We start from the raw sequence: 19,877 nt of genomic DNA on the forward strand, positions 1-19,877 counted from the left end.
TGGAGCGGCGACGCTCAAAGCGCCACGGCAGCGACCAACTTCTCCCCCGCGTCCGGCTCCTCCAGCCATTCGCAGCAGCTCCCCCAAGAGCCGTTGTTCGAGCCCGTGAAATCTGCTCGACGCCGAAGCACGACGCAAGCCCTAAATCAAGGAAACGCGCATTTTTGTATCTGGCGGTCCATATGCTGAACCGCCAGAACGTTCATCAGTTGAGGCTCCCGGCGACGGTGATATGCAGTCCGCCGTCGATCTTAAGTTCGATACCGGTGATGTATTTCGCCTGGTCGGATGCCAGGAAAACCGAAGCCCAGGCAATGTCCCAGCCGTCGCCCTGCCGCTTCATGGGCGACAACGCATCGCGCTTCGCCTTCATCTCCTCGGCCGAGCCGTAATAACCGCTGATCTGCTTCTGGATGTGGGGCGTGTCCATGAGCCCCGGCAGGATGGTGTTGGCGCGGATCCCCTTGGCGGCATATTCGACCGCGATCGCGCGCGTAAAGTGATTGAGCGCCGCCTTAGATGCATAATATGAAACGTACGGATAACCCGTCCAGCGGATCGAAGCGAGCGACGAGATATTGATGATTGCGCCGTTGCCCTGGCGCTCCATGATCGGCAGCACGGTCTTGCAGGTGAGGAACGCACTGGTCAGGTTGACATCCATGACCTTGCGCCAGCTTTCCTCCGTCGCCTCGGCCGCACCGCCTGGCAGGTTGATCCCGACATTGTTGTGCAGCACGTCGATGCGGCCGAAGCGGTTCATCGTCTGCTCCACGACCGAAGCAATCTGGGTGGACTGCGTGACATCAGCTGACAACGCGAGTGCCGTTCCGCCCTCGGACTCGATCACCTCGACGGTGTTTTTTGCGGCCTCTAGATCAACATCGACACAAACAACTTTCCCGCCCTCGCGGGCATAAGCGACGGCGGCGGCCTTGCCGTTGCCGAAACCCGGTCCCACCGAGCCCGCGCCAAACACCAGCACCACCTTGTCCTGCATGCGATTCATAAAACTGCTCCTCCTCGCCGCTCCCCCGGCGGCGGCGGAACATTACGGCGAGGAAGAAGCTCGGTCCATGCGAAAGGACGAACAGGTCCTGTGCGCAAACGATCAGTAAGGTGAGAGGGCGTAGTTCTACGCCCGCTGCTGCGGGAGCCTGGGCATGCCAGGTTTCAGTTGGGCGGCAACATTGAGGATGCTGCGCCGGGCCCACGGCTCCAGCCAACGCGCCAATGCGAATGAAACGGCAAGCAGCAGGGCAAGGAGGGCGAGCGCGAGCAGCCAACGATTTTCGGCCGTGCCGAACCTCGCGAACACGGCGTAACCGATATTCTGGTGCAGCAGGTAAAGCGGATAGGTGAGCCCGCCGAGCGCAATGGCGAGCGCAGGGCGCATCGGTACCGACGGCATGGTGGCACAGACAGCAACAAGCCCGAGCGAGAGCGGCCCCAGCAGCGAGAGCCCTTCAATGCTTCGATGGAGCCCATACATCTCGATGAAGTCCGGCTCCGTCAGGAATGGCGCCACCGTTGCCCAGCAGGCGGCAGCGAACAGAAGCACGAGGTTCCGTGCGGACCAGTCGCGTTGGGTCTTGTAGAGCACGAGGCCGAAGGCAAAATAGCCGGAATATTCGGTGATCAGCAGTTTCTGGAGGGCCCCGCTGCCGAGGAACAGCTCATTGGTTGCGGAAACGAGCAACCAGGCGAGCACCACCTGCCGCCAATGCCGACCGAGGAGGCCGGAGGCGAGCAACAGGAAGATCCATCCGTAGAAGATGATCTCGTAGGCGATGGTCCAGTAGGCGCCGTCGAGGAAGGGCTGACCCAACCCGCGCGAGATGATGACCGCATGCGCAAGCCACTGCCTGATCGTCGGCGGTTCGAGCCCCGGCACCGGCATGATGGACAGGATGACGGCCGTAATCGTCGCGCATACGACGAATGTCGGCCAGAGCCGCGCGAAGCGTCCAACTGCGAAGTCAAAAGCGGACCGCCCTTCCGCCGACATGGTGATGACGTAGCCCGATATGGCAAAGAAGATGAGCAGTCCCGCATCGAACCATTGGGCCAATGGGGCGACTTCCGGAAAGCCGATGCCGCCGCCCTCGCCGCTTCGCTCCATCCTGAAACCATAGTGGAACAGCAGCACCATCAACGCCGAAGCGAGGCGCAAAAGGTCCAGGTTGAGCAGGCGCGGGGGCTTCGTGTTCGTCATCCGCTTGTCCTCGGCTTGGAGACGAAGCCCATCATAGGCGGCATGGCTTTGAGAATGGTGAAGATCGTGCGCCAAATGCCACGCGACGCTGGACTGGATCGGAACTACCCTTTGCGCTTCTCGCTTATTTGCTGCAGCTTTGGCCAGGACTTGCGCATATCGGAGGGTTCATGACGATCTTTATCTGCACCGCCTGCGGCACGTCATACGAAGGTGGCGAACCGGCGCCGGACGGCTGCCGCATCTGCCAGGACGAACGGCAATATGTCCCGCCGTCCGGCCAAGGCTGGACGACACCGCAGAAACTCGCCGCCTCGCACACCAACACATGGCGACAGCTAGAGCCGGGGCTGTTGTCGCTCCAGACAGTGCCAGCCTTCGCGATCAACCAGCGAGCGCTGCTTTTGAAAACCGCGAACGGCAACGTGCTCTGGGATTGCCTCGCGCTCCTCGATGACGCGACGAAGGCGCTGGTGGAAGGCCTGGGCGGCTTGAGCGCGATCGCGATCTCGCATCCGCATTATTATACGGTGATGCAGGATTGGGCGGCAGCCTTCGACGCGCCGATCTATCTTCATGCGGCAGACCGGGAATGGGTCTGTCGTCCGTCCGACCACATCCGCTTCTGGGACGAGGATGCGCTCGCCTTGTCTTCCACGGTGACGCTGGTTCATGGCGGCGGCCATTTTGCTGGCGGCACGGTGCTGCACTGGACGGGCGAGGATGACAACGGCGTGCTGCTGGCGGGTGACATCGTGCAGGTGACGCCAGGTGCCGACCATGTTTCCTTCATGTGGAGCTATCCCAACATGATTCCGCTCAGTGCCCAGGAAGTGGCCGATGTGGCCGAGCGTCTCGCGCACTGGCCGTTCGAGCGGATCTATGGTGCCTTCTCGCACCAGAATGTCAGGGCGGACGGGCATGACATCGTCGCCCGGTCGGCAAAACGTTATATTGACCGCATCTCAAGGTGACAACGCGAAAACGCCGCCAACTGGATACCAGCGGCGGCGTTTAGGACTTATCCGAACCTAGCCTCAGGCCGTCGCGGCCTGCTTTTCAGGAAGCCGCGCGTTCATCCATTCCGCGCTGGTGCGAATGCCGCCAAGCGGGAAGACATGGATCTGCTGGATCAGGCTTTCCGGATGGGCTGCCTTGTAATCCGCGATATCTTCGAGGACTTCCGCCGGTTCATAAGGAACGAGTAGCTTGCTCAGGTCCATGGCGCGCTTCTGGAGAACGGCGATGGACGGTCCAACACCGCAGGAGATCGCAAACTTGATCAGCGTCTGCAGCTTGGTGGGGCCGGCGATACCGACATGGATCGGCAGCTTGACGCCGGCTGCGGCAATGCGCTCGGCCCAGGCGATGACGGGCTTGGCATCGAAGGCGAACTGGGTGACGATCGCCATTTCGGCATCGCTGCTTTCGGAATAGGCCTGCTTGAACTTGAGCGCCTCGTCGACGATGCGGTAGCCGCCGTCCTTGTCGATGTCCTTGTTGCCTTCAGGATGGCCAGCGACATGAAGGCGCTTGAAGCCGTACCGGTCGAACAGGCCGGACTCGATCATCTGCATTGAGCTGTCGAGCTCGCCCGCAGGGGTCGAAACACCGCCACCCAGCAGCAGCGCCTGCTCGACGCCAGCTTCATTGTGGTAGCGCTTGATCCAGTCTTCCAGAACGGCGAGGCTCGGAATGATGCGGGCCGGGAAATGCGGCATGACGGGGAAACCGTCATCGGTCAGGCGTTTGGCCGTCGCCACCATCTCCTCGATCGGCGTGCCCTCGATATGGGCGATATAGACGCGGGTGCCCTTCGGCAGGAGCGTCTTGAAGTCTTCGATCTTGGCCGCGGTGCGCGGCATAACCTCGATCGAATAACCATCAATGAGGTCCCTGAAGCGGGTGGAACCGGCCGGCGCTTCGTCCGGCTTGCCCTTGAACAAATTCATAAGTGCCATTGTTGATCCTCCCCCCGCTCAGCCAATGAAAACCTCTCCGTCACGTGGACGAAAGGCGTGCGAGACAGTGATGTCTCGCACGCCTTGGCCTTAGAGGGCCTTCTTCGTGCGCCAGCTTTCGGCGTAATTTTCACGAGCTTCCTGTGCGTAAGGCACGGCGGCAACGCGAACGCGGATCTCGGCCTGACCGTGGCCCTGCTCGACCGAGGTCTTGGAGGTGCCACCATCCGGCTCGCCCCAGACGAGCGTCAGGACGTCGTTTTCCTTGATGTCGGCATCAACAACGCCGAGCGACAGCATGGAGCGCTCGTTGTAGCTGTAGCCGTTGAACATCGAGAGGCCGACGACCTTGCCGTCCTTCAGCACCTTGTCGAAGCTCGAAGACGCATAGTTGGAAAGCGGGAAGTCGATCCACTTCTTGGCCTGCTCGCCCGGCTGGAAGGCTGAAGCGATGACCTTGACGACGTCGTCCGAGTTCCACTCGAAAGTGACCTTGCGGCGCTGCGGGGTTTCCTTCTGCTTCTCAACGGCAGCGCGACCAACGAAGTCGTGGTCGAACTTGACGTAAACGCCGTAGCCCAGCTCGTAGGGGTTGAGGTAGTAGTCTTCGATGTTGTCGGACACGAAGCTGCCGCCGATCGAACCCGAAGCTTCGTAGCTCTGGGCGGAGAGCCAGTCGCGATAACCCTGCAGTTCGTCGCCCGTGTAGATCGCCGGGAGCGGCGACGGGATCCAGCCGGACTCCAGCGTGTTGGTGGCGTATGCACGGCTACCGACCGGACGCAGGTCAACGCCTGCTTCTTCCGCAGCCTTCATGATGGCGTCGCGGACTTCGTCCTTTTCAGCATACGGGCCCCAGATTTCGAGACCCGGAGCACCGGCCATGCCGTGGCGCAGGGCCTGGACCTTGCGACCGCCGACATTGATCCAGTCAACGTGGAAGAACTTGATTTCCGGGATCGGACCACCGTTCATCTTTTCGAAGACCTTCGGGGCGTCCGGGCCCTGGATCTGGAAACGGTAGTGGATACGGGTAACGAGCTTGCCATCAGGGCGCGACGGCGAGCGCGGGTCGTGCGTCAGCTTGACGTTATGCTTGCCGAGCGAGGCATTGTAGAGCAGCCAGTTGGCAGTCGGCGCGCGACCAACGAGAACGAACTTCTCTTCGGTTTCGCGGAAGATGATCATGTCGCCGATGACGTAGCCGGCCGGCGTTACCGGCACATAATGCTTGGCGCGGTTCGTGCCAAAGTTGGCAAAGCTGTTGATCGCGAGGCTCTCGAGGAACTTGGCCGCATCCGGGCCTTCGACAACCAGTTCATCCATGTGGTGGGACTGGTCGAAAAGCACGGCGCCTTCACGCCAGGCAGCCTGTTCGGAACGCCAGTTCGAAAATTCCGGAGCGACGACAGGGTATACATAGATGCCCGTCTTGGAGTTGCGCAGGTGCTCAACAGTGTTACCTGCATCCTTCAAAACTTGCGTAAGATTGGCTTGGGTCACGGAAATCCTCCCTTGGTTCGCGAGTGGATGTATACATGACGTCATCCATTGCCAAATTCAAGGGAAAAGAATCAGCCAGCGCGCTGGACCCAACGGCCGTGCCCGGAGATGCGAGACCTGTTGAAGTCCGACTCAGGAATTGAGAAGCACGAGGCCCGGCAGCGTCAGCATCAGTTCCGGATCCTCGTAAACGGCATATTCCAGGTTCTTGCGGGCAATGCGGGCGTGCTCCCGCGCAATAAACTCGGCGCGGGCCCCTTCGCGGCTCGCAACGGCGGCGAGCAGGTTGCGGTGCTGGTCCTGGGCGATATGCAGCGACTGCCGGAAGGCTGCGACCTGTGTACTTCCCGACAGGAAGGCCGACGGCGAGGCAAAGGGCAGGCGCGTCGCGCGGTCCACCTCGCGCTGGATGACCGTGCTCCCGGACATTTCCACCAGTGTGGCATGGAAGCGGGCATTGGCTTCGGAATACGCTTCAAGATCCACATCATCCGAACTGCTGCCGAAGCAATCTTCAAGCCGCGCCAGAAGCTCCCGCAACTGGTCGAGCCCAGCCTGCGACACGCCACGTTCGGCGGCGAGCCGTGCCGCCGTGCCTTCCAGAACGCCGCGCAGTTCGATGGCATCGACGGCATCGGCATAGGTGAAGCTGCGCACCACAAAACCGCCATTGGCGAGCCGGTCCAGCAGGCCTTCCTCGGCAAGGCGCGACATCACCTCACGCACCGGCGTACGGGAAATCTGCAGCGTTTCGGCAAGCGGCACCTCGAACAAACGTGTCCCGCCGGGATAATCACCGCTCAGGATCCGCTTGCGCAGTTCCATCAGCGCACGCATCGTGTGGGTATTTCGTGAAGGCTCTTCCACATCTGCACCTATGCAAAGCCGGCGCGCTGCCGCCCGATCGGAAGAAAGCTTAGCGGGTTCTGAAAGACTCGCCAAGGGCCGTGTATACATGCCGCCGAAGAGCGTGTCTCAGCCACTGAGGCGCGCAGCCAGCACGCGCGCCACCGTCTCGTGCAGATCCTCGCCGGCAACGACACCGCTTGCCGCCATCGCGTCCTGAATGGCTGCGGTTTCTCGCGCGATCCCGCCGTTCAGGCCAAGTGCATCGAGCGTCGCACCGCTTTCGCGCATTTCGGCGGCCCGGCGGCGGCCGTGGCGCGTGGTGCGTTCGAACTGATAGGTCGGGAACTTCGACCACTCGAGGCCGGGGAAGCTTTTCGACAGCGACGCCAAGATCTCCTCAAAGCAACCGGACGCTTCTGCAGCGAGCAGAGCTTCAACCGTGATCGCTTCCAGGCCCTTCACGAAAACCGAGCGCACCATCTTGATCGCGGTTGCGGAGCCGACTTTCGCGCCTGCCACGTTGGCATCAAAGCCCAGTTCCCGCAGCCGCCCGACCAGCGTTTCCGCCACACTGCCGGCGATCAGAACCGGCGTTGCATGGCCCTTGGGGTGGACCGGCGCCATGACCGCCATGTCGAGATAATCGGCGCCAGCGCCCTCGATCAAATCTGCCGTTTCCCGCTTTCGATCCGGCGACACGGAGTTGATGTCCATGAAGAGCGCACCCTGGCCGATAGCAGGCAGGATCGACTGCGCCGCCTCCAAGCTCTGGTCGGCTGTCACTGCGCTGAAGATCCATTCCGCATCGGCAAGTTCGGCGGCAGACCGGGCGACAGAAACGTTACGCGACTGCATCGCCTGCTGCATGTCACCGGAAGACTGCTCATCATCCAGCAGCCGGTCATAAGCGCGAAATTCTCCGGTCTGGAGCACCGGCGCAAGGGTATCATGGAATGCGCGGGCGGCTTCGCCGAAGCCCAAGAATGCGATCTTCATCGTCGGCACCTCAGTCGCCAAATACCATCCCGTCGAAAAGCTTGCGCGCCGTCCGCAGCACCGCCGCCCGGTGGACCTCGCCATCCTTCATCGTCGCGATGACGCTCATCTCGCCGGTTGGATGCTCGATCGACAGCAGCTTTTCATCTCCTTCCGCAATCGCCGCCAGTTCGCTCGCCGGCCCCTCGGGCAGCAGGCAGGCCGTTGCCACGCTGACAGCGCCGAGGACGCCGATCGCATCGTGGCAGGTATGGGGAATGAAGGTGCGGGTCGAGATTGCACCGCCACCGGTCGCCGCGGATACCATCGTCATCTTGGGAACCGACTTTTTGGAGACGTCGCCGAGGTTCATCATCGGGCCGGCTTTCAGCCGGATCGCTTCGAGCTTTGCCCTCAGTTCCTGGTTAGCCTCAAGATCCTTCGGCTTTTCGTCGCCGCGGATGCCAAGCGCATCGGCGCGCATCACCACACAGGGCATGCCGTTGTCGATCAGCGTGCAGGCCACGCCTTCGATCTCGTCCACGGCATTGCCGGTCGGCAGCAGCGCGCCGCAGGAAGATCCGGCCGTATCGGCAAACACGATCGGCACCGGTGCCGAGGTGCCAGGCACGCCATCGATACGTGCATCACCCTTATAGGTGACCTTGCCGCCCGGCGTCTCGACCGTCGCGATGGCAATCTGGCCGGTGTTTTCCATGTAGATCGAGACTTCGGTCTTCTCGCCCTTCACCGGCACCAGTCCGCGTTCGATCGCAAACGGCCCGATCCCGGCGAGGATGTTTCCGCAGTTCTGGGCGTCGGTGACAATCGGCTGGTCGACGAAGACCTGCAGGAACAGGTAATCGACGTCGACGCCCTCGCGCTCCGAGGTCCTGACGACGGCAACCTTCGAGGTGAGCGGATTGGCGCCGCCCATGCCGTCGATCTGGCGGCTGTCCGGCGAGCCCATGACGCGCAGAAGAAAGTTGTCACGATCCGCCGGCAGATCTTCGGCCAGGAAATATCCGCCCTTGGACGTGCCGCCACGCATCCACATGCAGCGGACGCCGTTCTCACTTGCGCTCATAGCCGCCTCCCAGACCGCTCGACGGTCAGATATATTTCAGGCCCTTTTCCGCCAGCCTGCCGCGCATGTCGTAGATGTCGAGGCCGAGTTCACCAGCGGCAAGACGCTTGCGCTTTCCTTCTTCGGCCGCGACACGCGCCTCGGCTTTCTTGGCCACCTCTTCCGCTTCTTCACGCAACACGACGCAGACACCATCGTCATCGGCGACGATGACGTCGCCCGGACGCACATAGGCGCCGGCGCAGACCACCGGGACATTGACCGATCCCAGCGTCTCCTTGACGGTGCCCTGTGCGAACACCGCTTTGGACCAGACCGGAAACTGCATCTCGGTGAGGTCGGCGATATCACGCACACCGGCTTCGATGATCAGCCCCTTGCAGCCGCGTGCCATCGCGGAGGTCGCGAGCAGGTCACCGAAATAGCCGTCTTCGCAGGGGCTGGTGGGTGCGAGCAGCAGGATGTCGCCCGGCTTGATCTGCTCGATCGCCACATGCAGCATCCAGTTGTCGCCCGGAGGGGCTGAAATGGTGACCGCACTCGCCGCCAGCCGCGCCCCGCGATAGATCGGCCGCATATAACTTGCGAGCAGCCCCTTGCGACCCTGCGCTTCGTGCACCGTCGCAACACCGCAGGCTGCCAGCCTGTCGATGACGGATTGCTCGGCGCGCTCGATGTTCTGGACAACCACACCCATCGTTCCGGCTCCCGCTTACAATTCGTCGACCGTGCGCGGGAAGACCGACTGGAAACCTTCCGCATGGGTGGACTTGCGCCCGCCCGACTGGCCGCCGGAATTGCGCATGAAATGGTTGCCGCGGTTTTCGGCGACGTTCTTGTAATAGTGCCAGAGGTGCTCCTGGCCTTCCATGCACTGAATGGCAGCCCACTTCTTTTCCCAGACGGGCGAGATGTCGAGGAAGACGTCCGGCTTCCATTCCATCTGCTCGGTCTGGTGCGGCTCGAACAGGTAAAGCTGCGGCGCGCCGAGCACCTTTTCGCCCGGATTGTGGCCCCAGGCCTGGGCGATCATGCGGGCATCGAGCGCCACCTGCGTCGCATACATGTGGTCCGTGTTGTAGGGGTCCCACTTGGAGTGCGACAGCATGAATTCGGGCTGCACCTTGCGGATCACCTCGACCAGCTTGAACTTAGCTTCCTGGTCGACGATCAACGGATAATCGCCGAGATCGAAGAACTGGATGTCGGTGACGCCAAGCGCCTTCGCCGCATTCTCGGCTTCACGCCGGCGCTCCGACTTGACCTTCTCGAGCGTCATGCCCGGGTTCTTCCAGAGCTTGGCGCTCTCGCCGCGTTCACCATAAGAAAGGCAGACGACGGTAACCTCGTAGCCTTTCTCCTCATGCAGCGCGATCGCGCCACCGCAACGCCAGACGAAATCCGCCGAATGGGCGCTGATGACCAATGCTGTCTTTGCCATGCTTAGCCTCGTATCCTGTTATTTGTGCACGACCGGAGGCGTGCCATGCGTATGGAATGTCTCGATGGTCTTCAGGCCCCAGGCCTGGCCCTTCTTGCGCTCGGTCTCGGTCCAGGTGACCGGCTCCCAATCCGGCGCGAGAATGAGGCGCGCACCTGAATTGGCGAGCTCGACGCGGTTTCCAGCTGGCTCCCAGACATAAAGGAAGAAGGTGCCCTGGATCGCATGCTTGTGCGGCCCGGTTTCGATGTGCACGCCGTTTTCCAGGAAGATATCGGCCGCCCGCAGGATGTCTTCGCGCTGGTCGGTCGCATATGTAATGTGGTGGAAGCGGGCAAAACCGCCGCCATGCTCTTCCGTGCAGGCAAGGTCATAAGTCTTGTTGTTGACGGTGAACCAGCAGCCACCGAGGCGCCCGTTGTCGAGTTGGATCTGCTCGGTGACGCGGGAGCCGAGGCAGGTGACCATGAACTCCCGAAATTCGGTGACGTCTGCCGCCAGCAGGTTCAGGTGGTCGAGGCGCCGCGGGCTGGCACCCTGGGCGTGGAAACGGCTCGACATGTTCTTGAGCGCCGGCTTGTCGGCAGCATCGGGCTGGTAACGGTTGGTTTCCCAGTAGATCTCGAAGACATGGCCGAACGGGTCTTCGAAACGGAACGCGCGCCCGTGGCCGAGGTCGCCTTCAACCCAGCCGATCGTCTTGAACCGGCTCGCCTCGATCGCCTTCACCCGGCGCTCCAACGCTTCCGGCGAAGAGACCCGGTAGCCGATATGAGCAACACCGGTCGTGTCTGACCGCGTCAGCTTCAGCGTGTGGAATTCGTAGTCGTCCCAGGCACGCAGGTAGGCGGAATTTTCGTCTCGACCGCTGATCTTCAGCCCGTAAACGCGCGTGAAGAAGTCGAGACTCTCATCGAACTTGTTGGTCAATATCTCCACATGGCCCAGATGGGCCACGTCAAAGCAATGCTCTGTCAAAATTTCCAGACTCCACGCTTGGCACCCCAGGCGGGCACCGCCTCCTCGAAAACCGCGGTCGACCTCCCTCGACACGCAGCGGGCACAGGGCCCGAGATCTGCAAGAAAACATAAAAGCAGATATTAGTCCGGACGAATAGGATCTCCTGCCGCCTCATAAGTTTTGGTTGAATGGACGATGTTCAGTGACAAACGAAAAAGGGGCGCAGCCGGAAGCTGCACCCCTTATTGAAAGTCGATGTGGCTTGCCGTCAGCCGCCAGGTGCCGGGGCAGGCGCTGCCGGTGCTGGGGCCGCAGGAGCGGAAGCCGGGGCCTCGGCGCCACCAATAAACGGAATCCAGTCCATCGACCCAGGCCAGATGGCATTGGCACCATTGAACACCATTTCGAGCGCCACGTAGAGGATAATGAGCAGACCGACATAAGCGATCCAGCGATGCTTGTTGAGCAGGCGAGCGATGAAGCTTGCCGCAAGACCCATCAGGGCGATCGAAAGACCGAGGCCGACGATCAGCACCCATTGGTGGTGACCGGCTGCACCGGCCACGGCGAGCACGTTGTCGAGCGACATCGAGACGTCCGCGATGACGATCTGCCAGGCAGCCTGGGCAAACGTCTTTCTCGGCGCACCACCGGCAACCGTGCCGTCCTTGTTGAGGTCGGCATTTTCCAGTGCTTCGGTGGCTTCTTCTTCCTGCTGATGGGGAGTGCGAAGCTCGCGCCACATCTTCCAGGAGACGTAAAGCAGGAGGATACCGCCCGCGATCAGCACCATGCCGCCAAGCGCGAGCAGTTGCTGGGTTATGGCAGCGAATAGAATACGCAGAACAGTTGCGGCGATGATCCCGACGAGGATCGCCTTTGCACGCACTTCCTTTGGAAGACCGGCCGCAGCCAGACCGATGACAATCGCGTTGTCACCGGCGAGCACAAGGTCGATCATGATCACCTGCGCGAGGGCAGCTAATGCCTCCGCCGTTAGAAAATCCATCATTTGGCACCCAATCGAAAAGCGAGAGTGACCTATGCTGCGAACCGTGACGAACTAGACCTCGAAGCGGCAGGTTCAACTGCCGCAGGTCTGAAAATTAGCGTCGTGTCGTGATTTCCGCGAACACCAGGCACCCAAGTTGGACAAAAACATCCAGTCCGACATCACAGTTCAGGTGAACTGCCAGAGGGGCCCGGTCCTGGTGACGCGAGATTTAACGCCGTGTCCTGGAAAACTCAAGTAGCCGCATCACGAATGGATGACGCTGCCGTGAGCGGCACGACGGGACCTGCTTGCCCGACTTATTCGGGGCACATGTCCCGCAACTGCACCTGGGTCGCCAGGATATCGCCCACCATCATCTCACGCGCTGCCACGCCGTTGCGGGCCCGCAAAGCCTCGATGATCTGGTAGTGGTAGGACGAGAACGGGTGCACCATACCCTTGTCGAACTCGGCGGCCACATAGTTCGTCAGCATGCGCATGTAGGGACCGAACCGCAGCCACAGCATTTCGATGTGCTGCGGCAGGACCTGCGAACCGGACTTCTCGTAGATACCGAAGTGGAACTCCTGGTTCTTGCGCAGCATGCCATAGACATCGCCGGCCTTGCCGGTTTCCTCATGCTCTCGGGCAAGCTGTTCGGAACGATCAATGTCCTCATCGGTCATGTTGGCGGCCGCAAGTTCCGTGGCAAGCCCTTCGAGCACGGTGCGCGCCTGGCAAAGATCATCCAGGCGGCTGCGCGATACGGAGGGAACGCGCGCCGAGCCATTATGCCCGATCTCGAGACCGTTTTCGGCCGCCAGCCGACGCAAGGCCTCGCGCACCGGCATGTGGCTCGTGCCAAACTCGGTCGCCAGCGAGGAAATGGTAATCGCCTGGGCCGGAGCAAACGAACCCCACATCAGCGCGTTGCGCAACTGCTCGTAAACGGAGTCCTGCACCGTTACCCGTGACGTGACCTTGAGAAGCTTGCTGCCCGCCATTCTGCCCTCTTATCTCCCTCAGATTTTGACCACGCCTCGCACAAGAGCGACTATTCATCAAGCGCGATCATTATGTGACGGCCACTCGCCAAACGCGAAGTAGAAGGGCATGCCAGCCCATGTCGCTAATATAGGCATCTTGATCAATTGCGCAATTAGCTGGGGAGGTTAGAGGAAATGTCACGCATCCCGCTCCGTCAGAGCGCCGGATCACGCACTAATAGTTCAGTAACATCAAGCGCTTGAACCGCCCCAACAATTTCTTTGAACCCTAAAACTTGACCTCTTGAATCTCGCCTGATTTTCCATCACGATCCGCCCTACGGGAGGATGCGGTGGATCGGCGAACGCCGAGGCACCAAAGCGAGATAACCCGGAAAATTAAAAGACCTGCAGCCCGCCGCTTCGGCAGGCTGACCAAACAGAGGGAAACAGAGAATCATGTTCACGACCGTTTGCCGCCGCACATTGCTGGGCCTTGCAGGCGCCGCCGTCCTTTCGCTCGCAGGCGCCGCTTCGGCCTCGGCCGCAGCGCTTGTGGTCGGCTCCTACCCGAGCAACCCGCCTTTTGAATACAAAACCTCCAGCGGTACCTTCGAAGGTTTCGAAGTGGATATCGTCAATGAAGTGGCCAAGCGCCTCGGCATGACAGTCGAGATCTCCGACCTCGGCTTCCAGGCACTTTTCGCTGCAACAGCCTCCAAGCGCATCGATGTCGCAATCTCCTCGATCACCATCACCAAGGAGCGCATGGGCAGCCAGTCCTTCACGCAGCCCTATTACGACTCCGACATGGGCATTGCGACGCGCAAGGAAGTCGAGATCTCCAAGATCGAAGACCTGAACGGCAAGATCGTTGGGGTGCTTGCCGGCTCTACCGGTGACAAGTGGTCGAGGGAAAACAAGGACAAGCTCGGCATCAGCGAAATCAAGAGCTACAACGCCCAGCAGGACATGCTGATGGACCTGTCCGCCGGGCGCGCTGACGCCGCCGTCAGCGACGTTCCGGGCATGGAATATTCCTTCCTCAAGATGAAGGATCTTGCCGTCAAGGTTCGCATCAAGACCGGCGAGCAGTACGGCCTGATGATGACCAAGGACCATCCGCTGCTGGAGAAGGCAAACGAAGCTCTCACCGCCATGAAGAAGGACGGCACGCTTGCTGAAATCCACAAGAAGTGGTTCGGCAGCGAGCCGGCTGAAGGTTCGGCCTCTGCTGTCGCAATGCCGATGCCGAAGCCGTAAGGTTCTGGCCCATCCTGGATACAAAATGCGTGCCGGCCGGCAATGGCCGGCATTTTCATTGGCATAGAGAAGCTTCGCAATGACCCTGCTCGAGACATTCTTCAACATTGAGGTTCTGGGAGAGGCCTTTCCGGCGCTCCTGCGCGGCCTGATCAACACCTTCCTGCTTGGCATTGCCGGCATTGGCCTTGGCATCCCGCTTGGCCTGTTGATCGGGCTTATCCGCCTCTATGCACCGAAGCCTTTCCGCTACGCCGCCGTCTTCTACATCGACATCCTGCGCGCCACCCCCATGCTGGTGGTGCTGATGATCATCTATTTCGCCCTTCCCTTCGTCGGGATCCGGCTTTCGTCCTGGGCCTGCGCCATCCTCGCCTTCACGATCGTGATGGCCGCCTATATGGCCGAGGTATTCCGCTCAGGCATCGAGAGCATTCCGCGCGGACAGTTCGAAGCAGCGGCCGCCCTCGGACTTTCCTTCATCACCACGCTTCGCAAGGTCGTGCTGCCGCAGGCGGTCCGGCTCGTCATTCCACCGACCACCAACAACTGCGTGTCGATGTTCAAGGACACATCGCTTGCCTCGACCGTCGCACTTGCGGAACTGATGAAGGAAGGTCTCGATGCCCAGACGCTTTACGCAAACCCGACGCCGTTGATTGGCGCCGCGCTGATCTACATCGCCTTCCTCTGGCCGATGGTGCGTCTGGTGAGCATGCTGGAAAAGAAGTTCAGCAAGGAAAAGAAGCGGTAACGCTAAGGCCGGCCGCTTCGGCACGACCGCCGACAACCTATTCATCTGCATATTTCGCAGCAAAAACGGCGCCCGACCTCGGGGGCCGGGGCGATGGCAAGCTGTGCCTGTAGCTTCTGGTTGCAAGGGCTGGAAAGCCGCACAAGTGGCTGGTTCGAATTAACTTTTAGAAGCAGCGGGTTGCCGAACCGAAAGCGCGTTTCGATTGCTTGCATCGTCATATTTTCTGAAATAGGTTTTTGATCACGGACGACCGCCAGCCATCAGAATCTGCGGTCGACTGCATCACCTAACCGGCCATTCAAGGGGAACCCGGCACATGTCTTCCAGCACTCTTTCCAGTCTCGCTTCCGCGCTCGTCTCCGGCTCCGTCAAGGTTGTCGACCTGACCGCTCCGCTCGGTCCCGACACCCCGGTTCTGTACCTGCCGCCGCAGTTCGGCAAGAACACGCCGAAGGTCGCCGTCCACACCATTTCGGAATACAACGAAGACGGTCCGTTCTGGGCCTGGAACTGGCTGGAGCTCGGCGAGCACACCGGCACGCACTTCGACGCGCCTTGCCACTGGATCACCGGCAAGGACAACCCGAACAACACGACCGACACCATTCCGCCGCAGAACTTCGTGGCACCGGTCAATGTCATTGACCGCTCGAAGGAAGCAGCAGCCGATCCGGACTACCTGCTGACGGTGGAAAGCATCAAGGAATGGGAAGCCGAGCACGGCGAGATCGAAGCCGGCAGCTGGGTGCTGATGCGCTCCGACTGGTACAAGCGCAACGGCTCCACCGAGACCTTCCTGAACGCGGACGAAAACGGCCCGCATTCGCCTGGTCCGACGGCCGAAGCCATCCAGTACCTGCTTTCCAAGGGCATCATCGGCTGGGGCCAGGAAACGGTGGGCACCGATGCCGGTTCGGCCGGTGGCATGAACCCGCCCTTCCCGGCGCACAACCTGATGCACGGCGCCGGCAAGTACGGCCTCGCATCGCTCTCCAACCTCGACCAGCTGCCGCCAAAGGGCGCCGTGCTGATCGCCGCTCCGCTCAAGATCGTCAAGGGCACCGGTTCGCCGGTTCGCGCCCTGGCTTTGATCGCCGGCTGATGAATGGGAGCCGGGCCGCCAACGGCCCGGCTTTCCCGTAAGACCTGGAGAGGCCGGAGATGGCAGAGTTCGACTACATCATTGTCGGCAGCGGCATCAACGCGCTGGTCGCCGCGGCGATGCTCGGCAAGAAGAACAAGAAGGTTCTTGTTCTCGAGCGCAACGCCCAGCTGGGCGGCTGCCTTCGCACCGAAGAGGTCACCGAGCCGGGCTTCGTGCACGACGTCATGGCGACGACCATGGTGTTGTTTCTCACCTCTCCCGCCTATGGCGCGCTTGCAAAGGATCTCGAAGCGCGCGGGCTTGAGTTCGCACATGCCGACCTCCCCACGGGCGTTTTGAGGCCGGACGGTTCCTCCGTCATCCTGTCCAAGGACCGCCAGAAGAATATCGCGACTTTCGAGGCGCTGTCGGAAGGCGATGGTACGACATTCGACCGCGAGATGAACCTGCTTGGGGCCGATGCCGCCTTCCTGTTCTCGCTGCTGGGTGGCGCCCTCTGGTCCGGCGCGACGCTGAAGACCGTAGCGCGCGAGGGCTGGAGCAAGGGCTTGCGGCAGCTCGCCGCCTGGTTTGGCGACGCGCTTGTTCCCGCGCGCGGATATCTGGAAACAACCTATCGCTCCGAGGCGATACAAGCCCTATGGGCACCATGGGTCCTGCATTGCGGGTTGTCGCCTGAAAGCGCCTATTCCGCCGAGATGGTGAAGGTCATCGGCTTTGCCGTCGAAATGGCAGGTTGCCCAATCGTCAAGGGCGGCGCGGCAAACCTCGTCAAGGCCTTCGAGAAGCTGATCACCGACCAGGGCGGCGTGCTGCGCACCCATAGCGATGTCGAACGCATCATGCCCGGCGCCGACAACAGCGCCCGCGGCGTGCGGTTGATGTCCGGCGAGACGATCTATGCACGCGCCGGCGTGATCGCCTCCATGACCCCGAACCAGATCTACGAGCGCCTCCTGCAAGAATGGCCGCAGCCTCTCCCGGAAGAGGTGACCTCAAGCGTTGCCCGCTACCGCTACGGCAAGGGCAACATGCAGATCCACTATGCGCTATCGCACCAGCCGCGCTGGAAAGGCGATCCGGATCTCGCCAAGGTCGCGCTGCTGCACCTGACGCCGGGGCTCGATGGCGTATCTCGCGCTACAAATGAATGCGAGCGCGGCCTGCTGCCCGCCGAACCGACCGTCTGCGTCGGCCAGCCTGCGAGCTTTGACCCGTCCCGCGCACCGGAAGGTGCCTCCGTGCTGTGGCTGCAGCTTCCGGAAACGCCACGTTTCATCAAGGGTGACGCTGCCGGAGAGATCGAGACGCCGGCCGATGGGCGCTGGAACGAAGAATTGCGCGAACGCTACGCCGATCGCATCGAGGCTATGCTGGCGCGCCACATCGAGAACTTCCACGAGATCAAGCTGTCGCGCCGCTGTTACTCGCCGGCCAACCTTGAATGCATGAACATGAACCTCGTCGGCGGTGATCCTTACGGCGGCTTCTGTGGCATCGACCAGTTTTTCCTCTGGCGGCCGTTCAAGTCGTCTGTTAACCACCGCACCCACATACAGGGGCTGTACCACATCGGGGCTTCAACCCATCCGGGACCTGGACTTGCGGGCGGCTCCGGCTTCCTGCTCGCTTCATCGCTCCGATGACGACAATCGGCTGATCAAAACGAGGGCTCATGGCAGAACGGTTTTCAGGTGTGGTGCTGCGAAGGGATCCTGACGGAAACGCGTTGCCTCCCCCCACGATGGGAGAAATCGGTCTCAACCATTTCGCGCCTTACCTGATGAACCGCGTCGTGGCGCGCTGGAACTCCAACATGTCGGAGGAACTGCGCGAATACGACCTGTCCACGGCCAAGATGCGCACGCTCGCGGTGCTGAGCGTCTCTTCATCGCTCACCATCAACGAGCTCTCTGTGTTCTCTGTCATCGAGCAGTCGACGATGAGCCGCACCCTGGATTCGCTTGAGGATCAGGGATACATCCGCCGCACGCCACGTCCTGAGGACATGCGCATTCGCGACGTGACGATCACCGAAGCAGGACGCGATGCCTTCGCGAGCTTCTGGCCGACGATGTACGATTCCTTCATGCGGATGTTCGACGGCATCGACGAGGAGGAGTATCGCGTCTTCACCGCGACACTCCACAAGATCCTCCTGAATATCCGCAAGCACGAGATCTAGAGCGAACCCGCGCTGATCTGAGCAGTGTCGTCCACGCTCATCAGAGCGTGGCGACGGTCTTCAATGCGCCGTCGAGCGCAATACCACCCTCGTCAAGCAGGGCCGCCTGGCGCAGCCGCTTCATCCACGCGGCACCGTCTTCGCGGTCCGACAAGGTCTGAAGTGCCGACATGACGCGATCGAATTTCGAAAGCCCGCGGGCGTGGGTATCGGAATAACCCTTCACCAGGCGCCGGTTGTTGATGACTTCAACGGCGAGATCATAGTTGCGCGAAATGAGCGAGGTTGCGGCGCTGAGCCATGCTTCGCGATGTTCGGTCTCGCGCGCGTGCCGCAAGGTGCTGCGACGAATCCGGCGGAATGCGGCAAGCGTATAAAGCGTCAGGAACCAGGAGAGCGTGCCGGTCTTGACGCGGCGACCCTTGTTGACCCGGCGGTCAAGCCAGGCGAACAGCTTGGGGCGTTCCTCGATCCACAGGCCGAGCTTCTTCGGCATCGTGCCGCAGATCTCTTCCATGCGCGGGTGCATGTATTCGGTCATGTAGAGAATCTGGTCAGGCTTGACGCCGACTTCCTTGCGCACCCGCTCGAAACGGCTGCCGCGGGTCTTGAGGTCGGCAACCCGAATGACATCGTCATAGGCCATGGCGACCGCAACATACTTGGCGGACTGGACGGTGAAGGCAAAATCCTTCTCTTGGCCACCATTGGCACGGTCGAGCTTGTGGAGTTGGCCGACGCGATCAAGATATTCGTCCGCATAGGCCGGATCCTGGAAATCCGTCAGCTTCTTCACGCCGGCAAAGAGCAGCGGCCAAGCTACTTCCGGAAACTCTGCGCGAAGCCGGTGAACGAGGCGGTCGAGCTGCGGATGGCCGGCCGTCTCCGGCATCGCATCAAAGCGCTTCGGCGGCGAGGCACTGACCTCATCGCGAGGCTTTGCCTTCGCACGCTCGTAAGCTGCGTTGAAGGCACGCAGGCTGGGCTCCACGCCCTTGCCGCCACCGCGGATGGTCGCCTCGAACGCTTCCTTCGCGAAGGGTAAGACGTCGGCCGCAGCAAGCGCACCGAACATCGACGAGGAGATGACGCTGCCGTTCTTGGTGGCGAGGCTGTCCATGTCGAAGGCGATCGTGCGCTTGGCTGCGAAGTCTGTCGCACCGACCACCACGGTCGGATCACCGATGCCGTCGCCCGGCTTTTCCTTTTCGCCGACCGCAAAGGAGCGATGCGTGGAGGCAATCAGCACCGTCTTGTCCGGCGTGACCAGACCGCGCAGCACCGAGCGGCCGGCTTCCATCAGTTCGGATGCCAGCACGATATCCACGTCGCCCGGCGTCGGCATCAGCGAGAAGATCGGCGCCACGCCATCACGCGCCGGCAGCATCTCGATATAATAGATCGTTGCCCCGGTGCGCTGCGCGACACCTGGAACAGACGTCGACTGGGCCATCCAGCCCTGCTCTTCCGCAAGACCCACGATCCAGTCCGCCAACACGCCGCCGCCCTGACCACCCATGGCGAGGATCGCAATGGTCAGCGGTTTGTCGATTGCCAGCAGGGACTTCGGGTTTACCATCTCGTTCATCTTCAAA

The 19,877-nt window shown here is 61.3% G+C and carries 19 protein-coding genes; 6 read left to right on the plus strand and 13 right to left on the minus strand.

What is annotated here, in order from left to right; all coding sequences use genetic code 11:
- Positions 1-205: 205 nt before the first annotated feature.
- Both CYG48_RS14345 and CYG48_RS14350 read right to left on the minus strand, forming a co-directional pair.
- On the minus strand, positions 206-1,009 hold the full coding sequence (locus tag CYG48_RS14345) for an SDR family NAD(P)-dependent oxidoreductase (RefSeq protein WP_118850995.1): 804 nt from the start codon (positions 1,007-1,009) through the stop codon (positions 206-208).
- A gap of 126 nt (positions 1,010-1,135) precedes the next feature.
- Complete coding sequence (locus CYG48_RS14350; RefSeq protein ID WP_118850996.1) at positions 1,136-2,215, minus strand: acyltransferase family protein; 1,080 nt, start codon at positions 2,213-2,215, stop codon at positions 1,136-1,138.
- A gap of 170 nt (positions 2,216-2,385) precedes the next feature.
- Here CYG48_RS14350 and CYG48_RS14355 point away from each other — a divergent pair, with 170 nt between their 5' ends.
- Complete coding sequence (locus CYG48_RS14355; RefSeq protein WP_118850997.1) at positions 2,386-3,189, plus strand: MBL fold metallo-hydrolase; 804 nt, start codon at positions 2,386-2,388, stop codon at positions 3,187-3,189.
- A 63-nt stretch (positions 3,190-3,252) separates the two neighbouring features.
- Here CYG48_RS14355 and CYG48_RS14360 read toward each other — a convergent pair whose 3' ends face one another.
- From CYG48_RS14360 to CYG48_RS14405, 10 genes are all read right to left on the minus strand, one after another.
- Positions 3,253-4,176 (minus strand): methylenetetrahydrofolate reductase, encoded by a 924-nt coding sequence (locus CYG48_RS14360; protein WP_118850998.1) that lies wholly within the window; start codon positions 4,174-4,176, stop codon positions 3,253-3,255.
- A gap of 90 nt (positions 4,177-4,266) precedes the next feature.
- Entirely contained in the window at positions 4,267-5,679 is a 1,413-nt protein-coding gene (ligM, locus tag CYG48_RS14365; RefSeq protein WP_118850999.1) for a vanillate/3-O-methylgallate O-demethylase, read from the minus strand.
- A gap of 132 nt (positions 5,680-5,811) precedes the next feature.
- Positions 5,812-6,546 carry a GntR family transcriptional regulator gene (locus tag CYG48_RS14370; RefSeq protein ID WP_390920467.1) on the minus strand — a complete coding sequence of 245 codons (735 nt, stop codon included), beginning with the start codon at positions 6,544-6,546 and terminating at the stop codon, positions 5,812-5,814.
- A 108-nt stretch (positions 6,547-6,654) separates the two neighbouring features.
- The gene (locus CYG48_RS14375; protein ID WP_118851001.1) at positions 6,655-7,524 is read right to left on the minus strand and encodes an NAD(P)-dependent oxidoreductase; all 870 of its coding nucleotides are present in this window, start codon (positions 7,522-7,524) and stop codon (positions 6,655-6,657) included.
- Positions 7,525-7,534: 10 nt separating this feature from the next.
- The gene (locus CYG48_RS14380; protein WP_118851002.1) at positions 7,535-8,590 is read right to left on the minus strand and encodes a 4-oxalomesaconate tautomerase; all 1,056 of its coding nucleotides are present in this window, start codon (positions 8,588-8,590) and stop codon (positions 7,535-7,537) included.
- 25 nt (positions 8,591-8,615) lie between these two features.
- A complete protein-coding gene (locus CYG48_RS14385) occupies positions 8,616-9,287 on the minus strand; it encodes a 4-carboxy-4-hydroxy-2-oxoadipate aldolase/oxaloacetate decarboxylase (RefSeq protein ID WP_118851003.1) in 672 nt (223 codons plus the stop codon).
- Between the two features lie 15 nt (positions 9,288-9,302).
- Entirely contained in the window at positions 9,303-10,031 is a 729-nt protein-coding gene (locus CYG48_RS14390) for a PIG-L deacetylase family protein (protein WP_118851004.1), read from the minus strand.
- A gap of 18 nt (positions 10,032-10,049) precedes the next feature.
- On the minus strand, positions 10,050-11,009 hold the full coding sequence (locus CYG48_RS14395) for a VOC family protein (protein WP_118851005.1): 960 nt from the start codon (positions 11,007-11,009) through the stop codon (positions 10,050-10,052).
- Positions 11,010-11,260: 251 nt separating this feature from the next.
- The gene (locus CYG48_RS14400; RefSeq protein ID WP_118851006.1) at positions 11,261-12,004 is read right to left on the minus strand and encodes a TerC family protein; all 744 of its coding nucleotides are present in this window, start codon (positions 12,002-12,004) and stop codon (positions 11,261-11,263) included.
- Between the two features lie 299 nt (positions 12,005-12,303).
- The gene (locus CYG48_RS14405; RefSeq protein ID WP_118851007.1) at positions 12,304-12,990 is read right to left on the minus strand and encodes a GntR family transcriptional regulator; all 687 of its coding nucleotides are present in this window, start codon (positions 12,988-12,990) and stop codon (positions 12,304-12,306) included.
- A gap of 441 nt (positions 12,991-13,431) precedes the next feature.
- Between CYG48_RS14405 and CYG48_RS14410 the strand changes: the two genes are divergently transcribed.
- From CYG48_RS14410 to CYG48_RS14430, 5 genes are all read left to right on the plus strand, one after another.
- Complete coding sequence (locus CYG48_RS14410; RefSeq protein ID WP_118851008.1) at positions 13,432-14,235, plus strand: ABC transporter substrate-binding protein; 804 nt, start codon at positions 13,432-13,434, stop codon at positions 14,233-14,235.
- Positions 14,236-14,314: 79 nt separating this feature from the next.
- Positions 14,315-14,989 (plus strand): amino acid ABC transporter permease, encoded by a 675-nt coding sequence (locus tag CYG48_RS14415; RefSeq protein WP_118851009.1) that lies wholly within the window; start codon positions 14,315-14,317, stop codon positions 14,987-14,989.
- A gap of 319 nt (positions 14,990-15,308) precedes the next feature.
- Complete coding sequence (locus CYG48_RS14420; protein WP_118851010.1) at positions 15,309-16,094, plus strand: cyclase family protein; 786 nt, start codon at positions 15,309-15,311, stop codon at positions 16,092-16,094.
- A gap of 59 nt (positions 16,095-16,153) precedes the next feature.
- On the plus strand, positions 16,154-17,743 hold the full coding sequence (locus tag CYG48_RS14425) for a phytoene desaturase family protein (protein ID WP_118851011.1): 1,590 nt from the start codon (positions 16,154-16,156) through the stop codon (positions 17,741-17,743).
- 29 nt (positions 17,744-17,772) lie between these two features.
- Complete coding sequence (locus tag CYG48_RS14430) at positions 17,773-18,282, plus strand: MarR family winged helix-turn-helix transcriptional regulator (protein WP_118851012.1); 510 nt, start codon at positions 17,773-17,775, stop codon at positions 18,280-18,282.
- Between the two features lie 40 nt (positions 18,283-18,322).
- On the opposite strand, the gene CYG48_RS14435 is transcribed toward CYG48_RS14430, so the two are convergent.
- Positions 18,323-19,870, minus strand: a complete 1,548-nt coding sequence (locus tag CYG48_RS14435; RefSeq protein WP_118851013.1) for an indolepyruvate oxidoreductase subunit beta family protein — start codon at positions 19,868-19,870, stop codon at positions 18,323-18,325.
- Between the last annotated feature and the right edge of the window lie 7 nt (positions 19,871-19,877).

The sequence above is a fragment of the Neorhizobium sp. SOG26 genome (assembly GCF_003491345.1).
GTDB lineage: Bacteria > Pseudomonadota > Alphaproteobacteria > Rhizobiales > Rhizobiaceae > Neorhizobium > Neorhizobium turbinariae.

Excerpts from the sequence above, each read along its gene's own strand:
- CYG48_RS14380 (WP_118851002.1), bottom strand. The coding sequence starts at position 8,590 with ATGAGCGCAAGTGAGAACGGCGTCCGCTGCATGTGGATGCGTGGCGGC.
- CYG48_RS14350 (WP_118850996.1), bottom strand. The coding sequence starts at position 2,215 with ATGACGAACACGAAGCCCCCGCGCCTGCTCAACCTGGACCTTTTGCGC.
- CYG48_RS14345 (WP_118850995.1), bottom strand. The coding sequence starts at position 1,009 with ATGAATCGCATGCAGGACAAGGTGGTGCTGGTGTTTGGCGCGGGCTCG.
- CYG48_RS14400 (WP_118851006.1), bottom strand. The coding sequence starts at position 12,004 with ATGATGGATTTTCTAACGGCGGAGGCATTAGCTGCCCTCGCGCAGGTG.
- CYG48_RS14390 (WP_118851004.1), bottom strand. The coding sequence starts at position 10,031 with ATGGCAAAGACAGCATTGGTCATCAGCGCCCATTCGGCGGATTTCGTC.
- CYG48_RS14355 (WP_118850997.1), top strand. The coding sequence starts at position 2,386 with ATGACGATCTTTATCTGCACCGCCTGCGGCACGTCATACGAAGGTGGC.
- CYG48_RS14360 (WP_118850998.1), bottom strand. The coding sequence starts at position 4,176 with ATGGCACTTATGAATTTGTTCAAGGGCAAGCCGGACGAAGCGCCGGCC.
- CYG48_RS14385 (WP_118851003.1), bottom strand. The coding sequence starts at position 9,287 with ATGGGTGTGGTTGTCCAGAACATCGAGCGCGCCGAGCAATCCGTCATC.
- CYG48_RS14420 (WP_118851010.1), top strand. The coding sequence starts at position 15,309 with ATGTCTTCCAGCACTCTTTCCAGTCTCGCTTCCGCGCTCGTCTCCGGC.
- CYG48_RS14405 (WP_118851007.1), bottom strand. The coding sequence starts at position 12,990 with ATGGCGGGCAGCAAGCTTCTCAAGGTCACGTCACGGGTAACGGTGCAG.
- CYG48_RS14425 (WP_118851011.1), top strand. The coding sequence starts at position 16,154 with ATGGCAGAGTTCGACTACATCATTGTCGGCAGCGGCATCAACGCGCTG.
- CYG48_RS14435 (WP_118851013.1), bottom strand. The coding sequence starts at position 19,870 with ATGAACGAGATGGTAAACCCGAAGTCCCTGCTGGCAATCGACAAACCG.
- CYG48_RS14410 (WP_118851008.1), top strand. The coding sequence starts at position 13,432 with ATGTTCACGACCGTTTGCCGCCGCACATTGCTGGGCCTTGCAGGCGCC.
- CYG48_RS14375 (WP_118851001.1), bottom strand. The coding sequence starts at position 7,524 with ATGAAGATCGCATTCTTGGGCTTCGGCGAAGCCGCCCGCGCATTCCAT.
- CYG48_RS14430 (WP_118851012.1), top strand. The coding sequence starts at position 17,773 with ATGGCAGAACGGTTTTCAGGTGTGGTGCTGCGAAGGGATCCTGACGGA.
- CYG48_RS14415 (WP_118851009.1), top strand. The coding sequence starts at position 14,315 with ATGACCCTGCTCGAGACATTCTTCAACATTGAGGTTCTGGGAGAGGCC.